At 70.3% G+C, this 15,457-nt stretch carries 12 protein-coding genes; 7 read left to right on the top strand and 5 right to left on the bottom strand.

Going from position 1 to position 15,457, the window contains the following annotated elements; genetic code table 11:
- The 3 genes from D0D37_RS35700 to D0D37_RS35690 all read right to left on the bottom strand — a co-directional run bounded on the left by D0D37_RS35700 (position 1) and on the right by D0D37_RS35690 (position 5,631).
- Positions 1-2,181, bottom strand: a complete 2,181-nt coding sequence (locus D0D37_RS35700; protein ID WP_116204991.1) for a phospholipase A2 — start codon at positions 2,179-2,181, stop codon at positions 1-3.
- Between the two features lie 412 nt (positions 2,182-2,593).
- Entirely contained in the window at positions 2,594-3,958 is a 1,365-nt protein-coding gene (locus tag D0D37_RS35695) for a GGDEF domain-containing protein (protein WP_116204990.1), read from the bottom strand.
- A gap of 464 nt (positions 3,959-4,422) precedes the next feature.
- A complete protein-coding gene (locus D0D37_RS35690) occupies positions 4,423-5,631 on the bottom strand; it encodes an MFS transporter (protein WP_116204989.1) in 1,209 nt (402 codons plus the stop codon).
- Between the two features lie 351 nt (positions 5,632-5,982).
- On the opposite strand from D0D37_RS35690, the gene D0D37_RS35685 reads away from it, so the two are divergent.
- Positions 5,983-6,870 (top strand): SDR family NAD(P)-dependent oxidoreductase, encoded by an 888-nt coding sequence (locus tag D0D37_RS35685; protein WP_116204988.1) that lies wholly within the window; start codon positions 5,983-5,985, stop codon positions 6,868-6,870.
- 32 nt (positions 6,871-6,902) lie between these two features.
- On the opposite strand, the gene D0D37_RS35680 is transcribed toward D0D37_RS35685, so the two are convergent.
- A complete protein-coding gene (locus tag D0D37_RS35680; RefSeq protein ID WP_116204987.1) occupies positions 6,903-8,729 on the bottom strand; it encodes an AMP-dependent synthetase/ligase in 1,827 nt (608 codons plus the stop codon).
- 145 nt (positions 8,730-8,874) lie between these two features.
- Between D0D37_RS35680 and kynU the strand changes: the two genes are divergently transcribed.
- The 6 genes from kynU (at position 8,875) to D0D37_RS35650 (ending at position 14,818) form a co-directional block, all read left to right on the top strand.
- Positions 8,875-10,065 carry a kynureninase gene (gene kynU / locus D0D37_RS35675; protein ID WP_116204986.1) on the top strand — a complete coding sequence of 397 codons (1,191 nt, stop codon included), beginning with the start codon at positions 8,875-8,877 and terminating at the stop codon, positions 10,063-10,065.
- 190 nt (positions 10,066-10,255) lie between these two features.
- Positions 10,256-10,546, top strand: coding sequence for a hypothetical protein (locus D0D37_RS35670; protein ID WP_116204985.1), 291 nt, complete (start codon positions 10,256-10,258; stop codon positions 10,544-10,546).
- A gap of 376 nt (positions 10,547-10,922) precedes the next feature.
- Positions 10,923-13,451, top strand: a complete 2,529-nt coding sequence (locus tag D0D37_RS35665; protein ID WP_116205007.1) for a nitrate- and nitrite sensing domain-containing protein — start codon at positions 10,923-10,925, stop codon at positions 13,449-13,451.
- Positions 13,451-13,867 (top strand): roadblock/LC7 domain-containing protein, encoded by a 417-nt coding sequence (locus D0D37_RS35660; RefSeq protein WP_009082431.1) that lies wholly within the window; start codon positions 13,451-13,453, stop codon positions 13,865-13,867. The genes D0D37_RS35665 and D0D37_RS35660 overlap by 1 nt, the downstream gene beginning before the upstream one ends.
- Entirely contained in the window at positions 13,864-14,238 is a 375-nt protein-coding gene (locus D0D37_RS35655) for a DUF742 domain-containing protein (RefSeq protein WP_116204984.1), read from the top strand. The genes D0D37_RS35660 and D0D37_RS35655 overlap by 4 nt, the downstream gene beginning before the upstream one ends.
- Positions 14,219-14,818 carry a GTP-binding protein gene (locus tag D0D37_RS35650; protein ID WP_009082429.1) on the top strand — a complete coding sequence of 200 codons (600 nt, stop codon included), beginning with the start codon at positions 14,219-14,221 and terminating at the stop codon, positions 14,816-14,818. Before D0D37_RS35655 ends, D0D37_RS35650 begins: the two co-directional genes overlap by 20 nt.
- Positions 14,819-14,844: 26 nt before the next feature.
- Here D0D37_RS35650 and D0D37_RS35645 read toward each other — a convergent pair whose 3' ends face one another.
- Complete coding sequence (locus D0D37_RS35645; protein ID WP_116204983.1) at positions 14,845-15,288, bottom strand: DoxX family protein; 444 nt, start codon at positions 15,286-15,288, stop codon at positions 14,845-14,847.
- Positions 15,289-15,457 lie beyond the last annotated feature (169 nt).

Here is a 15,457-nt window from a genome sequence, read left to right as displayed (position 1 = left end):
TCAGGGCGCGGCGGTGGCCGTCCGTCTCGTCGGCACCAGGCACGAACCCGCTCCGACCAGGGCGAATGCCGCGGTGAGGAGATGCAGGACGACGATCGCCGAGCCGTGCGTCTCGCTGTTCGCGGCGGCCACGAGCGACGGCACGCAGGTCAGCGCGGCGGCGAACCACGTCGCGGCCGAGGTCGCCGCCCCGCCGGTCCGGACCGCGTGCAGCAGGAGGACGCCGAGGAGCAGGTGCACGAGGCTCTGGACCGGATCCAGCCGCAAGCCGAGCACGTCGGCGTCCGCGGCTTCCGCGCCGAACCGGGCCAGGGCGAGACCGAACACTCCGAGCGTCGCGTACCCGATGCCCAGCGTGGCGGCCGCGCGAGTGAGCAGCACCGGACGACGGCCGGTCGGCGTGTACGGAAGCGGGGCGACGGAGGTCTCGGCGTCGGTCTTGCCGGGCTTGCCCGGGTGTCGTTCGAACCACCAGAAGACCAGCGCCGCGGGCACGAGCAGCAGCGCCACTGCGGCGAGCATCCGCGGGCGCAGCAGCCAGCTCAGGCCGTTGGCGATCGGTCCAGGCAGGTAGACCACGGCCACGAGCAGCAGCATCGCGGCGAGGAACGCCAGGTACAGGCTCATCGGCGCGCGCAGCATGAGCGACGCGGTGCGGGTGACGCGGTCGCGTGCGGCCCAGCGCCGCAGCGGTGTCGCGAGGAGCCCGATAAGGCCGAGTTGTGACACGCCCAGCAGCAGTACGGTCCACGGCCTCGCGGAAAGCGCGGCAGGCGCGCCCGGGTTGCCGAGCAGTACCGGCGAAGCGTCGAAGGCGAACACTGCGACCGCGAGAGCCGCGACACCGCTTACGGCGGCGATGGCGAGCACTGGGCGGCGAAGCCGGACGCCGTCCGCGTACGCGAACGCCACCTGTTGCGCGAGGAGCGCTAGGGCGAGCGTGGCGGCGTAGCGCGGCCAGGACACGTCCGTCCAGCTCGCGGCGAGTTCTCCGGCCACGACGACCGCTGTCAGCGCCGCGACCGACCACAGCCGCGTACGGCGGTAGAGCGCGAGCAGCATCGGCGCGCCGACGACGGTCAGCAGGTAGACGCCGAGCAGCCACAGCGGGTGCAGCGCGATCCGCATGACGGTGGCGTTGGTTCCGGCCGGGATGCCCAGCAGTTCCAGCGCCAGCGGCACGATCAGGGCGACCACCGCGAAGATCAACGCCGGACGCAGCAGCGGGCTGGACCGTTCGGCCAGGTAATGCCGATAGCCGCGGTCGCGTTCGGCCCGCCAGCCCGCCGCGTTGGCGAGTCCGCCCGCGAAGAAGAGCAGCGGGGTGAGCTGCGCGAGCCAGGTCAGTGGCCACCAGGTGGATTCCGGCGCGCCTGCCCAGTCGGCGAGCGCGGTCGCTGACTCGCCGACCATCAGCAGCACGGCTCCGGCGATGCCGAGCACTGCCCAAGGGCGGGGTGCGCCGCGGGGCAGGCGCGGACGCGGGGTCGTGCGGCGGGCGGTGTGCCAGCCGCGCAGGCGCATCACGAGCAGGCAGCCGATCACCAGGACGCCGGCGACCATCGGGCCGATCGGGTCGCCGACCGGCGGGCCCCAGCGCTGGTGCCACGAGTTGACCACTAGCCCGCCGGTGAACACCGACGCGACGAGCTGGCAGGTGCGCTCGGAGTTCATCGGGTTCAGCTCGCACGTGCGGTGCATGTCCTGCTCCAGCCGGTCGTCGAGAGACGCCCGGGCGGACTGGTCGAGCGGGTGGCCCTTGTCGTTGGCGTAGCGGAGCAGGTCGTAGCCGAGGTCGTGCGCCTTGCAGGGGACGGAGAAGTCCCACTTCGTGTTGTCGTCGCCCCACGGGGCGGAGCAGCCGCCGTCCAGGTGCGCCGCGCGGACGGTGCCGTCGCGGGCGGGCAGCGGGCCGGGCTTCACGCCGGTGACCGCGGTGAAGTCCTTGGGCAGGAGCGCCAGCGCGGTGGCCTGGCCGCCGGGGTGGGCGAGCGCGTCGACCGCGTTCCGCGCGGCGAGCACGCCGCCGGTCGGCGGGCCCTGGTCGGGCGGGGACGCGGGCCGGGAGGCGATCAGGCCGAACCCGAACACCACGAGCAGGACGAGCAGCAGCCAGCCGGACGTCGACCAGGGTCGGCGAACGCGAACGGCGGCCGGGGCACGGTCGTCGGTGGCTGGCATGCGAACCAGGGTGCCATTCCGGCGCGGGATCCGGGAGGCGGCTGTCCCCCTCGCCCGAGCGGGGGTAACCCCCAGGGCGGGTCAGCGGAAGTCCGTGAAGGACTCCTTGAGGGAATCAGATTCCCTCAAGGAGTCCTTCACGGACCTCTGTGGGAGCGGAGTCGGGAGGGTGCGGGCCGCGGCCGGGTTCGATGCGGCCGCGAGGGATTTTCGGGCTTCGGCCAACCGGGTTCGGCAATCTTGGGGGCGCCGGTCGTTTCGCCCCGAAAACCGACTGTCGCGGTGAGCCGGTCCGCCGACAATTAACCCGGCGGCCCAATCCCGCGGCGGAACGGGGAGCGCACCGTTGCGCACAGTTGCTGAATCGTTTTCGCGATTAATCGCAAACCGGGCCGGTGATCGGAATTGTGGATCACTCGGGAGGCAGATTCGCGTCCGCGAAGCGCACCTGGTTCCGGCCGCCTTCCTTCGCGGTGTAGACGGCCGCGTCGGCGGCTTGCAGCAACTGTTCCAGTGTCGTTCCGTTCACCCCGAGCAATGCGACGCCGAGCGAGGCGGTGCGGCCGGTGATCAATGCGGAACCGCCGCGTTTGTCGGTCGTCACGATGCGCTGATCGGCGATTGCGGTACGGATCCGTTCCGCGGTCACCTTCGCCGCCGTAGTGTCCGCATCGGGCAGCAGGATCAGGAACTCCTCGCCGCCGAAGCGGCCGATGATGTCCTTGGGACGCGTGATCTCGTCGAGAGTTTGCGCCACCGTGCGGAGCACGTCGTCGCCCGCCGGATGGCCGTACGTGTCGTTGATCCACTTGAAGTGGTCGAGGTCGATCATCAGCAGTGCCAGGGTTTCCCCGCCGCGCACGGCCCGCGCCAGCGCGCGCTCCGCGGACTCCGACCACCCGCGCACGTTGAAGATCCCGGTTTTCGGATCGGTGCGCGCTTCGGACTGCAGTTGGTTGATTTCCGCCAGCCGGTTTCCCAGCACCGTGATGAGCACGAGGATCACGATCGCCGGCGGGATGTTCAGGAGCAGGATCGTCGCGATGGTGCCGAGGCTGATCGTCGACAGCTCCAGCAGGTTGTCGTCCTTGGTGCCCAACACGTTGCGCAGGGTGGGCGCGGACGTGCCGCCCAGTGCGAGCAGACCGCCGATCACGATCGCCTGCAGCGCCGCGTAGCTGAACCCGACGAGCATCAGGATCCCGAAGACCTGCAACGAGTTCGCCGGCGAAAGCCGGGCCAGTTCGGCGGACGCGAAGGTCTGGTACAGGTGGTGCGCCAGCAGTGCCGACACCGCATGCGTGAACGAGGTGAACACGAACTTGTGCGGCGGCCGACGGGAGTTGAACCACCGCTGGACGCGCAGGAGTGCGATCAGCAGCAGCGTCAGCGGGATCGGCAGCAGCAGCGCGGCCGGGAACACCCAGATGCCGGTCAGGTCGATGTGGACGGCGGTGACCCGGTTGCGCCGCCGTTCCTCCTGCCTCCGGGTGAGCTGGATGTGCACCGTCGCGCAGCCGGCGAGGATCGCGAACCGGCCCCAGTCCACGAGATCCGGGCTCGGCGACGCGATGACGCCGAAGGTCAGCAGCGCCACCGCGATGGCGTCCCAGGCAAGCAGGAACGCCACCATCCGGTGCGGTTTCGTCCAGAGATCCCAGGAGGAAATGGGGTTCGCGGCGATCAGCGCGCGCAGCCGTCCCGCGAAGCCCGTCGCGGCGGGCGGTTCCTCCCCGGGGCCGCGGCGTTCACCGCGCGCCGGTTCGGTTCCGGGCATCGGGCCGTGCCTCCTCCGGTGTCGGATGCGGTTCCCGGACGGTTCCCGGTTCTGCGCCGTTATCAGTTGCCGGTATCATCTCACTCACCGACTTCGAACGCTGTATTCGGCCGCAGTCTCCGAACCCGGAGACGCCTTCCGCGACAACTGCTGCATCCATGAAGTAAATTGCGGAGGAGCGTCCCCGCCGTCCCCCCGAGTGAGGTGTTTTCCCGTGCGCGACCGCGAAGCGTGAATCGAGCTGTTGTCATTTTCCGATGAATTGTCAGCGAGCGGAGGTGAGCAGCTGTGCGTGACCGTGAAGCGTGAGTTCCGTGACCGATCCACGACGGATTCGTGACAATGCGAACGGAGGTGTGTTCCGTGCGTGACCGTGAAGCGTGAAAAGACTTCCCGTCCGGCGTACCCGGACCCATTCGGCCGGTGCCTCGACCCCGGCCGCAGATTCGTCCCGCAACCCACGATCAGGCCCCGGCCGCGACCGCGTGCCGCACCCGGGTCCACGAGAACGCGGTGGGGATCGCCAGAGCCACGCCGGCCAGCCCGGCCAGCGCGATGGCGGTAACGGCAGACCCGGTCGCCTGCGCGACCACCCCGCCGAGAGCCACCCCGATGCCCTGCGCCACGCGCAGCCCCGTGCGGTAGAGCCCGCCGGCCCCGCCGCGCAGTTCGTTCGGCACCCAGGTGGAGAACGTCGCGGTCACGGTGATGATGTAGGCGCCCATCGCACCGGCGAGCGCGAGCAGCACCAGCGCGACCACCAGATTCGGCTGCAGCAGGAACAGCGCGAGCAAGGCCAGCGACGTCGTCGCCAGCACTCCGAGCAGCCGCTGCCGGACCTCGGCGGACGCGAATTTCGACAGCAGATAGGCCCCGGCGACAAAGCCGAGCGGGTCGGCGGCGAGCAGCCAGCCGACCGCCGCGGACGGCGCGTTCAGCTGCTGGGCCAGCGGCGCGGCCAGCCCTTCGGGCACCACAGCCAGCCCCACGAGCCACGACAACGCGATCAGCACCCGCAGTTTGCGCTGCCCGAACACCCAGCGCGTCGCGGAGAACCAGGTGCTGTGGTCGCCTCCGGCAGCGGGCCGGTTGTGCACCCACACCCGCACGATCACCGAGGCCACCGCGAAGCTCACCGCGTCGATCGCCAGCGCCCACGACGTGCCCACGGCTGTCACCAGCACGCCGCCGCCGGCCAGGCCGAGCAATTGCACGGTGTTGGTGGTGATCCCGCGCAAGTCTTGGCTGCGCAGGTACAGATGGTCGTCGGTGAAGACCTCGCGGGTGATCGCGTTCTGCGCCGCGTTCGCGGGCGACGCGGCCAGTTGCACCGCGATGAGCAGTAAGCACAGCGCGACCAGCGGCATCCCGGGCAGGCTCATCAGCCCCACGAGCACCGCTTGCGCCGCGGCGCTCAGGCTCAGCACGGCCCGCCGCGGGTAGCGGTCGGCGAGGAACGACAGGCCGAGCCCGCCGGCGAGCGCGGGCAGGAAGGTCAGCGCGTAGACGACGGCAGCCCACAGCGCGGAACCGGTGCGGTGGTAGACGAGGATGGACAACGCCACCTTCGCCAGCTGGTCGCCCGCGCTCGAGATGGCTTCCGCCGCCCAAAGCACGCGGTATTCGACATTCCGCAGCGGCGCCGTAAGCCGAGAGGTCGCTTCGGTCGTCACGAGATGACCACTGCCCCCTCCCCGATCGAGTGAATGCAGGTGCCCGCATTCTGCCTTCGCCTGATTCGCTCCTGGCCAGGAGTGTCACTGCTCCGGCCAGGGCGTGCACCCTCAGTATGCCGCCGATCACACCAGGGTGAACAGTCGGGAAGAATCCGGTGGCCGGAACGCGGAGCCGTTCGGATTGATCTGTCGCGGGGTACCCGTGGAACTGATCAGCTTTCCTCGTTCGGCGCAGCGCGACCACCGTTCGTCGCCATCGCCCGGTGCGGCTGGGCCGAATGGTCCAAGACTGGGAGAGACCCGGCGGAGCGGTCGTCCTCGCGCCGGGCGCACCAGCGGGGAGTGAGCGTGGACAGACTGTTGAAGGACAAGGCCGTGGTCGTGACCGGGGCCGGACGAGGGCTCGGGGAGGCGTTCGCCGTGCACGTCGCGCGGGCGGGCGGGGCCGTGGTGGTCAACGACGTGGACGCGGAACTGGCCGAGCGCACCGCCGAGACGATCCGCGGCCACGGGGGGCGCGCGGTCGCGAACGGGCACAGCGTGGCCGACCCGGCGCAGGCGCAGGCGATCGTCGACCAGTGCGTCGCCGAGTTCGGCCGGATCGACGGCCTGGTCAACAACGCGGGGCTCAACTACGAGGCGCTGCCCTGGGAGGACGACGCGGAACAGGCCCGCCAGCTGGTCGAGGTGAACGTGCTCGGCGTGATGTACACCGGGCTCGCCGCGATCCGGGCGATGGTCGGCGCGGGCGGCGGCGGGTCAATCGTGAACATCTCCTCCGGCGCGTCGCTCGGGCAGCGCAAGCTCGGCGTGTACTCGGCGAGCAAGGGCGCGGTCGCGTCGCTGACCTATTCGTGGGCGCTGGACCTCGACGATTCCGGGATCCGGGTGAACGCGGTGTGCCCGGTGGCGCACACCCGGATGGTCTGGAAATCCGAACGGGCGCTGCGCGCGTGCCCGCCGGAGCGGACCCCGGCGAAGATCGCGCCGCTCGTGCTGTTCCTGCTCGGCGAGGGGTCGCACGGCATCACCGGGCAGATGATCCGGTGCAACGGCCCGCAATTGCACGTGATGGGGCAGCCGTACCTGAAGCAGCCGATCCTGGAGCGCCCGGACTGGGACACCGAGACCGTGCAGCAGGCGTTCGACGAGGTGTTCTCCGCCCATCTGGAGAACTACGGACTGGAAAAGCGCGTGCCGCCGCGGCTGCGCAAGTGGTCCCGCCAGGCCTCGTGAGTGGCGTTGCCGGTTCTAACCGGCAACGCCACTCACGAGGAGTAGAGCGAGGCGATGTCCGAGCCGTAGCGGTCGTTGATCACCCGGCGCTTGAGCTTGAGCGTCGGGGTCAGCTCGCCGGTCTCGGGCGTCCACGCGGTGGTGATCACGTGGTACTTCTTGATCTGCTCCGCCCGCGCCAGCCTGCTGTTGGCTGATTCGACGGCCCGGGCGATCTCCGCTTGGACCGCCTCGTGCGCGGCGAGCGCGTCGATTCCGGCCGCTTCGACGCCGTTGGCCGCCGCCCAGCCGGGCGCGATCTCGTCGTCGAGCACGATCAGCGCGGTCACGTACGGCCGCGCGTCGCCGATCGCGACCGCCTGGCCGATGAGCGGGTGCTCCTTCAGCAAGCCCTCGATCCGGGTCGGCGCGATGTTCTTGCCGCTCGAGGTGATGATCAGTTCCTTCTTGCGGTCGGTGATCGTGACGTACCCGTCGGCGTCGATCGTGCCGATGTCGCCGGTCGCGAACCAGCCGTCGGCGTCGGTGGCCGATTCGATCGTGCCGTCCGGCTGCAGGTAGCCGAGGAAGACGATCGGACCGCGCACGAGCAGTTCGCCGTCCTCGCCGGTCTTCACCTCGACGCCGTCGATCGGGCGGCCGACGGTGCCCGCGCGGAACGCGTCGGCGCTGTTCGCGGTCGCCGCGCCGGTGGTCTCGGACAGACCCCAGACCTCGCGGATCTCGACGCCCAGCCCGGCGAGGAAGTACAGCACCTCCAGCGGCAACGCGGCCGCGCCGCTGGACGCGACGTGCAACTGGTCGAGCCCGAGCAGCCCGCGCACCGGCGCGAGCACGGTCTCGTCGGTCTTGGAGATGCGTTCGGCGAGATCGGCTGGCAGCTCCTCGCCCGCGCTGCGGAGTTTGTAGCCCTCTTGCAGGAGTTCGTTCGCCGAAATGAGCGCCTCGCGCCGGTCCTCGGGCACACCGGCGAGCATGTTCTTCAAGCCCGCCACCATCTTTTCCCACACTCGCGGCACGCCGAAGAAGCTCTGCGGGTGCACCTGGCCGAGCGCCGCGACGACTCCGGACGGATCGCCGACGGTGTGCACGTGGCCCGCCGCGACGATCGGCAGATAAATCGACAGCTCGCGTTCGGCGATGTGGGCCAGCGGCAGGTACGCGATGTTCGTCGGGTGCATCGGGGCCTTGTGCAGCGTGTGCACGGCGATGCCCTCGTGGATCGCGTTGCGGTGCGACAGCACGACGCCCTTGGGGTCGCCGGTGGTGCCGGAGGTGTAGATCATCGCGAGCGGGTCGTCCGGGCGGATCGCCTGCCACGCTTGGTCGAACGCTTCGGGGTCGGCGGCGAGCGCGGCGCGACCGGCTTCGCGCACCGCGGAGTAGGCGACGAACCGGTCGTCGCCGTCCGGGATCGCGGATTCGTCCATGACCACCACGCGACGCAGCGCGGGCAGGTCGTCAAGCACCGGCAGCCAGCGGGACAGTTCGTCGGCGCCGGCGAGGACGACGACCGGGGCGGCGCTGTGCCGGGCGACGTAGCGGATCTGCTCCGGGCTCAGCGTCGCGTACGCCGTGCACGGGATGGCCGCCAGATGCACCGCGGCGAGGTCGGCGACCAGGTGGTCCGGCGAACTCGGGGCCATGATCAGCATCCGGTCGCCCGCGGCGAGGCCGAGCCCGGCGAGCCCGCGGGACACCTCGGCGACCGCGGCCCGGAACTCGCTCCAGGTGAGCGTCGGCCGGCCTTCGAGATCGAGCGAGGTGAGCGCGGGCCGGTCCCCGTACTCGACGGCGTTGCGCCGCAGCAGCGACGGGATCGTGTGGCCCTCGGCTTGTTCGGCGATCGACTGGGTCAACGCTGACCTCCTCCGGTGGTGCCTGGTCAGGTCACTGTAGGTCGTCGGCGCGGCGGCCGATAGAGAATCCCGGCCAGCCTCGGCGCTCGATAAGCGGGCCCGCCTCCTGTTATGAATGGGCGAACCGGAGTCCGAGGAGCCGTCCATGACCGAATCCGCCGTGCGCAGCGGGAGCCTTGCCGACGAGGCGGCCGCGCTCGACGCCGCCGACCCGCTCGCCGCGAAACGCGCGGAGTTCGACCTTGACCCGGAAGTCGCGTACTTCGACGGGAATTCTCTTGGCGCGCCGCCAAAACACGTCGCGGAGCGGCTGACCGAGGTGGTCCGCGAGCAGTGGGGGCGGCGGCTGATCCGGTCGTGGACCGAGGGCTGGTGGGAAGCCCCGCAGCGAGTCGGCGAGCGGATCGCGCCGCTGGTCGGGGCCGCCGCCGGACAGGTCGTGGTGGCGGATTCGACGAGTGTGGACCTGTTCAAGACGCTCGTCGCGGCGGTGCGGGCGAACACCGGCCGCGATGAAGTACTGGTCGACGCGGCGACGTTCCCGACCGACGGCTACGTGGCCGACCAGGCGGCCCGGCTCACCGGGCATACCGTGCGGCGGGTGCCGGTGGCGGAGCTGCCCGGCGCGGTGAGCGAGCGGACGGCCGCGGTGCTGGTGAATCACGTCGATTACGTCAGCGGGCGGCTGCACGACATGCCGTCGGTCACCGAGGCCGTGCACACGGCCGGCGCGCTCGCGGTGTGGGATCTCTGCCACAGCGTCGGCGCGATCCCGGTTCGGCTCGACGCGTGCGACGTCGACTTCGCGGTGGGTTGTACGTACAAATTCCTCAACGGCGGACCGGGTTCGCCCGCGTTCATCTATGTGGCACAGCGGCATCAGGCGGAATTCGATCAGCCGCTCGCCGGATGGGCCGGGCACGCGGATCCGTTCGGGATGGAACCGGGATACCGCGGCAGCGCGGGGATCGCGCGCGCCCGCGCCGGTACTCCGGACATCCTCTCGATGCTGGCGCTCGACGCCGCGCTGGACGTCTGGGACGGCGTCGACCTTTCCGTGCTGCGCGCGAAAGGCTTGGCGCTGGGCGATTTCTTTTTCCGGTGTGCGGACGAACTGCTGCCGGGAGCCGACATTCCGACGCCGCGCGAGCACGTCCGGGGGCACCAGGTTTCGGTGCGCGACGCGGGCGGGCAGCAGACGATGAACGCGCTGCACGAACGCGGCGTACTGGGCGATTTCCGGCCGCCGGACGTGCTGCGCTTCGGGCTGGCCCCGCTGTACACGACTTACGCCGAGGTGCTGCGGGCGGTGAGCGTGCTGCGCGAGGTGCGCTGAAAAGAATTCGCGCAATATCCGCGCGGATTCGCGGGGCCAGGGTGAACAATCGGTGTCGTGCTCGCCCCTTTGGGTGATCGACGGGCGCGCTGCCCGCTGCCCTGCGGGTATGCTCGGTCCCTGTTTTTTCGCGGGCAGGAGCCGATCGGGGAGCGGCGCGGCCGGGCGAATCCAGGCGGAAGGGGCCGAAATGATCGAGACCCGCGGTCGGGAAGTGCCGCTCTCGTATGCCGTGACCCTGCTCGTCGGCGTGGCGATCGGCTTCCTGCTCGCGCGTTTCGGCGACTTCGTCGGGCGCTATCCGGTCGAATCGACGCTGGTAGCGGTGCTGGTCGCGTCCTTGGCGGTGCTGGCGTGGGCCTGCCGGGAGATGCTGCACGACCTGCTCCGCCGCGACCGTCCGGAGGTCTCGGCGGAAACGGAACAGGCGCCCGGTCCGCGACTTTCCGCGCACCGCCCGCCGAATGGCGCCCGGCGCTGAATTCCGGAAATTGATCTCAGTTCGCTGTTCGATTCCGTTGCCGATGCGGAAATGCGCATAAGTTCTCGGTCAAGTTTTGCGCGCGCCGGGTCGTGACCGACCTCACGCGCGGGCTCCCGCCGGGCGGCGGCGCGGCCGGTGCGACCAAGGTCACGTCCGGTGGTGATCAGTTTTCCAAGCACCGCAGTGGGTTACTAGCAGGTAACAAGAGGATGACGGCAACGCGGGTCCGGACTTGACTCGCCCGTCCGGGTTGCTTACCGTCGTCGCGGGCAACGCAGACCACGGTGAACTGTGATCCGGCTGGTCGGACCGGTGCGAGGAAAACACCGCGGACCCGAATACCACAGCAGTGCCGGAAGGAAAACGGATCACGGTGAAGCAGAATTCCGGGCGAAAGGGCCGCGGCTCGTCGATTCGCTCTCGCGTCCTCGCGATCGCGTTGATTCCGAGTGTGGCGTTGCTGGTCGTCGGTATCGCGCTCGCCGGATACCTGATTTTCGACGCGACGCAGGCGCGCGGTTACGCGCAGAAGATTCGCAGTTCGGAAGGCCCCGGCATTCCGTTCCTGCTCGCCGCGGAACAGGAACGGCAGCTGTCGATGAGCGTGCTGGCCGGACAGGACGCCGCGCGCGCCGCGCTGCTGGCCACCCGGCCGAAGACGGACGCGTCCGCCGCGCAGATCACCTCGGTGCTGCAGGGCAACTTCGCGAGCGACTCTAACGTGCCCGCGAGCGTCAAGCAGAACATCGCCACGTTCGCCGCGCTGGAAGCGAAACTGCCGCAGCTGCGCCAGCAGGTCGACTCCGGCCAGGTGCCGCGGCTCGAGGTTTTTTCCTTCTACAACCAGATCATCGACCAGTTCACCCAGGGCGTCGCCGGCCTCGCGCAGGGCGCGCGCGGCGCGGACAACGCGTACGCCCGGCTGTCCGCGATCCCGATTTTCAACGCTGCCGAGGAAATGCAGCGCAGTGACGCCCTCGCCTCGGCAGGGCTCGCCGCGGGCGGGCTGTCCGGCGACGAGCAGCGCGCGTACCTCGGCCAGATCGGCGCGTACCACGCGCAGCTCGAACAGTCGGTGCCGCAGATGGTGCCCGAGGTCCGGGCGAACTACGACAAGCTCGTCTCGAGTCCCGCGTGGACGACCGTGACCCAGGTCGAGAACGCGTTGCTGTCCGGCGCGAAACAGCTGCCGGTCCCGCTGGACCAGTGGCGGACCGACGCCAAGCAGGTCGCCACCACGCTGATGACGATGTTCGCCGCGCAGAGCGCGCACGCGACCAACGCGGCGATCACCGACGCCGACGACACGCTGCGGAACTCGATCATCGCGGGCGCGGCGGCGGTGCTCTTCGCGCTCGCCGTGGTGCTGATCGCGCTGCGGCTGTCGAACCGCTTCATCTCCCGGCTCGCCCGGCTGCGCGAGGACACCCTCGACGCGGCCGAGGTGCGGCTGCCGGACCTCATCGACCGCGTACGGGCGGGTGAACCGGTCGACCTCGACGAGGGCGGGCATCTGCTCGACCACGGCACGGACGAGATCGGCGAGGTGGCCGAGGCGTTCAACCTGGCGCAGCAGTCCGCGCTCGCGGCCGCGGTCGAAGAGGCCAAGACCCGGCAAGGCACGAAGGCGGTGTTCCTCAACATCGCGCACCGCAGCCAAGTCATCGTGCACCGGCAGCTGAAGGTGCTGGACGCGGCCGAGCGCAAGCAGGAGGACCCGGACCAGCTCGACACGCTGTTCCGGCTCGACCACCTCTCCACCCGCGCGCGGCGCAACGCGGAGAACCTGATCATCCTCGGCGGCGGCCAGCCCGGACGGCAGTGGCGCAATCCGGTGTCGCTGGTGGAACTCGTCCGCGGCGCGGCGGCGGAAACCGAGCACTTCGCGCGGGTGAAGACGGCGAAGCTGCCGGAGGTCGCGGTGCGCGGGCCGGTCGTCGGCGACCTCGTGCACCTGCTCGCCGAGCTGATCGACAACGCGACGTCGTTCTCGCCGCCGGAATCGCGCGTGGAACTGCGCGGCAACGTCGTCGGCAAGGGCGTCGTGATCGAGGTCGAGGACCAGGGCCTCGGCATCGAACCGGAGCAGGCCGACGAGTTCAACGCGATGCTCGCCGACCCGCCGGACTTCGGGATCATGGCGCTGTCCGACGAACCGCGGCTGGGCCTGTTCGTGGTCGCGCGGCTGGCGTCGCGGCACGGTATCTCGGTGCACCTGCGCGACTCCGCGTACGGCGGCACCCGGGCGATCGTGTTGGTGCGCAAGGATTTGCTCGCGCCGATCAGCGAGACGGAGCCGTCGGAGACCGAGGCGGACGCGGAATCGGACGGTACGCCGGAGCTTTCCCGGCTCGCCGTGGAACCGTCGCGGCCCGCGCCGGAACCGCAGCGCGCTGAGGCGCAGCGACCGGAACTGCCGCAACGGAAGTCGCGCCCGGTTCCCGAACCGCAGCAAGCGGAACTGCCGCAGCCGTCGCGGGTCGCGCCGGAACCTCGGGTCGCACCCGAGCCGCGGGTCGCGCCGGAGCAGCAGCGGCCGGAGTTGCCGACCCGCCGGGCCATGCGTCCGGTCTCCGAGGCGCAGCCGGCCCGTCCGCCGCAATCCCGCCCGCAGCATGAGCAGCGTCCGCCCGCGGACAACGGCCGCGCGCCGCGTCCCGCCGCCGAGAACGGCCGGGCCGCGCCGCCGCGTCCGCCCGGGCGTCCGCCGCTGCCGCCGCGGCGGCGGCAGCAGAACCTGGTTCCGCAGTTGCGCAGTGACCGGCCGGAGCCGGAATCCGACGACGTCCGCGAGGATTCGCCGGAACAGGCCCGCTCCCGGCTCAGCGCGTTCCAGCAGGGCACCCGGCGGGCCCGCGAGGCCGATCCCGGGCACGACAACAGGTACGGAGACCGCGACTGATGGCGAACAACGGAGTCAACGAGCTCGACTGGCTGCTCGACGACCTCGTGCAGCGGGTCGCCGGCGCGGACCGCGCGGTGGTGCTGTCCGCGGACGGGCTGCTGATCGGCCGGTCGGGCAACCTGTCCGAGGCGGACGCGGAGCACCTGTCCGCGGTCGCGTCGGCGTTCCAGAGCCTCGCCCGCGGCACCGGGCGGCACTTCGGCGGCGGCAACGTGCGGCAGACCATGGTCGAGATGGACCACGCGTTCCTGTTCGTCACCGCGGCCGGGCGGGGCGCCTGCCTCGCGCTGCTGGCCGGGGTCGACGCGGACATGGGACTCGTCGCCTACGAGATGAACCTGATGGTCAAGCGGGTCGGCGCGGTGCTCACCGCGGCGCCGCGGGCCGGAGCGGTCCAGCGGACCTCGCCATGACGGCGCGGGGCCGCGAGTCCTGGTACGAGGACGAGGCCGGTCCGCTGGTGCGGTCCTACGCCGTCACCGGCGGGCGGACCCGGTCCGACACCCGCGGGCTCGACCTCATCACGCTCGTCGTCGCGCTGCGCACCGCGAGCGAGACGCCCGGCCTCGAACCGGAGTACTCGCGCATTCTTTCCCTGTGCCAGCGCCCGGTTTCGGTCGCCGAGGTCGCCGCGCGGGTCGACCTGCCGCTGCCGGTGGTGAAGGTGCTGCTGAGCGATTTGATAGAACGCAACCTCGTGCTGTTCCGCACCGCGACGCCAGTGACCGACGCCCCCAGCCCCCACGTACTCCAGGCGGTTCTCGATGGCATCCGGAAACTCTGAGCCCCGCCGGTCGCTCACCGCGCAGGCGGTGAAGGTGCTTGTCGCGGGCGGCTTCGGGGTCGGCAAGACAACCCTGGTCGGCTCGGTCAGCGAGGTGCCGCCGCTGCGCACCGAAGAGGTGATCACCGCCGCGTCCGAGGGCGTGGACGACCTGTCCGGCGTCGAGGGCAAAACCACCACGACCGTCGCGCTCGACTTCGGCCGGATCACCATCAACCCCGAGCTGATCCTGTACCTGTTCGGCACTCCGGGACAGGACCGGTTCTGGTTCATGTGGGACGAACTGGCGGAAGGTGCGCTTGGCGCGGTGGTGCTCGCGGACACTCGGCGGCTTGAATCTTGTTTCCCCGCAGTGGATTTCTTCGAGCAGCGCGGGTTGCCGTTCGTGGTCGGGGTGAACTGTTTTGACGACGCCTACCGGTATGGGACCGAGGAAGTCCGCGGGGCGTTGGATCTTGATCCTCAGGTGCCGTTGCTGCTGTGTGACGCGCGGGAGCGGGACTCGACCAAGCAGGTGCTGACGGTGTTGATGGAGCACGCGCTGGGGCGGGCGATGCTCGTGAGTGGCAATCCCGGTTAGAACCGGGATTGCCGCTCACGACGCCTTCACCGGCGGCGCAACTGGTCCAGCGAGGCCGCCCCCGGGCCCACCACCGCGATGGCGAGGAAGACCCAGGCGTACAGCGCCGCGGGTTCGCCCAGGTTGTGCAGGGGGAGAAGGCCTTCCGGGGCGTGCACGGTGAAGTAGGCGTAGGCCATTACGCCGGAGAGCACTGTCGCGGAGATTCGGGTGAAGAGTCCGGCGAAGACCAGGACCGCGCCGATGACCTCGATCAGGCTGGCCCACCAGCCCGGCCACTGGCCCAACGGGAGCGCGCCGCCTGCGTTGTCGATGCCGCCGAAGAGACCGAAGCCCATCAGACCGTGGCAGAGGAAGAGGAACGACACCACGGCGCGGAAGAGGGCCAGGACGGTGGGGCGGGCTCGGTCTGCCAGGGGCTTGGCGGCTTCGGTGTTCGCCGTGGTCTTGAGGGCCGTCGTGGTGGTCATCGTGGGGTCCTTCCCGGGTGGCTGTTGGGTGCCTTCTGCCTACGCGTCGAACAGGGTTGGCTTGGATCGACACATCGCCGGGGAGTTTTTTCGTGGTGGTGTTCAGGCTGGTCAGTGGGGGCGGGCAGACTGGGGGGATGGTTGTCAGGCGTAGTGCTGGGGTGTTGGT

The organism is Amycolatopsis circi, from assembly GCF_003385235.1.
GTDB lineage: Bacteria > Actinomycetota > Actinomycetes > Mycobacteriales > Pseudonocardiaceae > Amycolatopsis > Amycolatopsis circi.
Note: the sequence above shows the minus strand (reverse complement) of the source record. Positions and strands in the feature narration are given on the sequence as shown.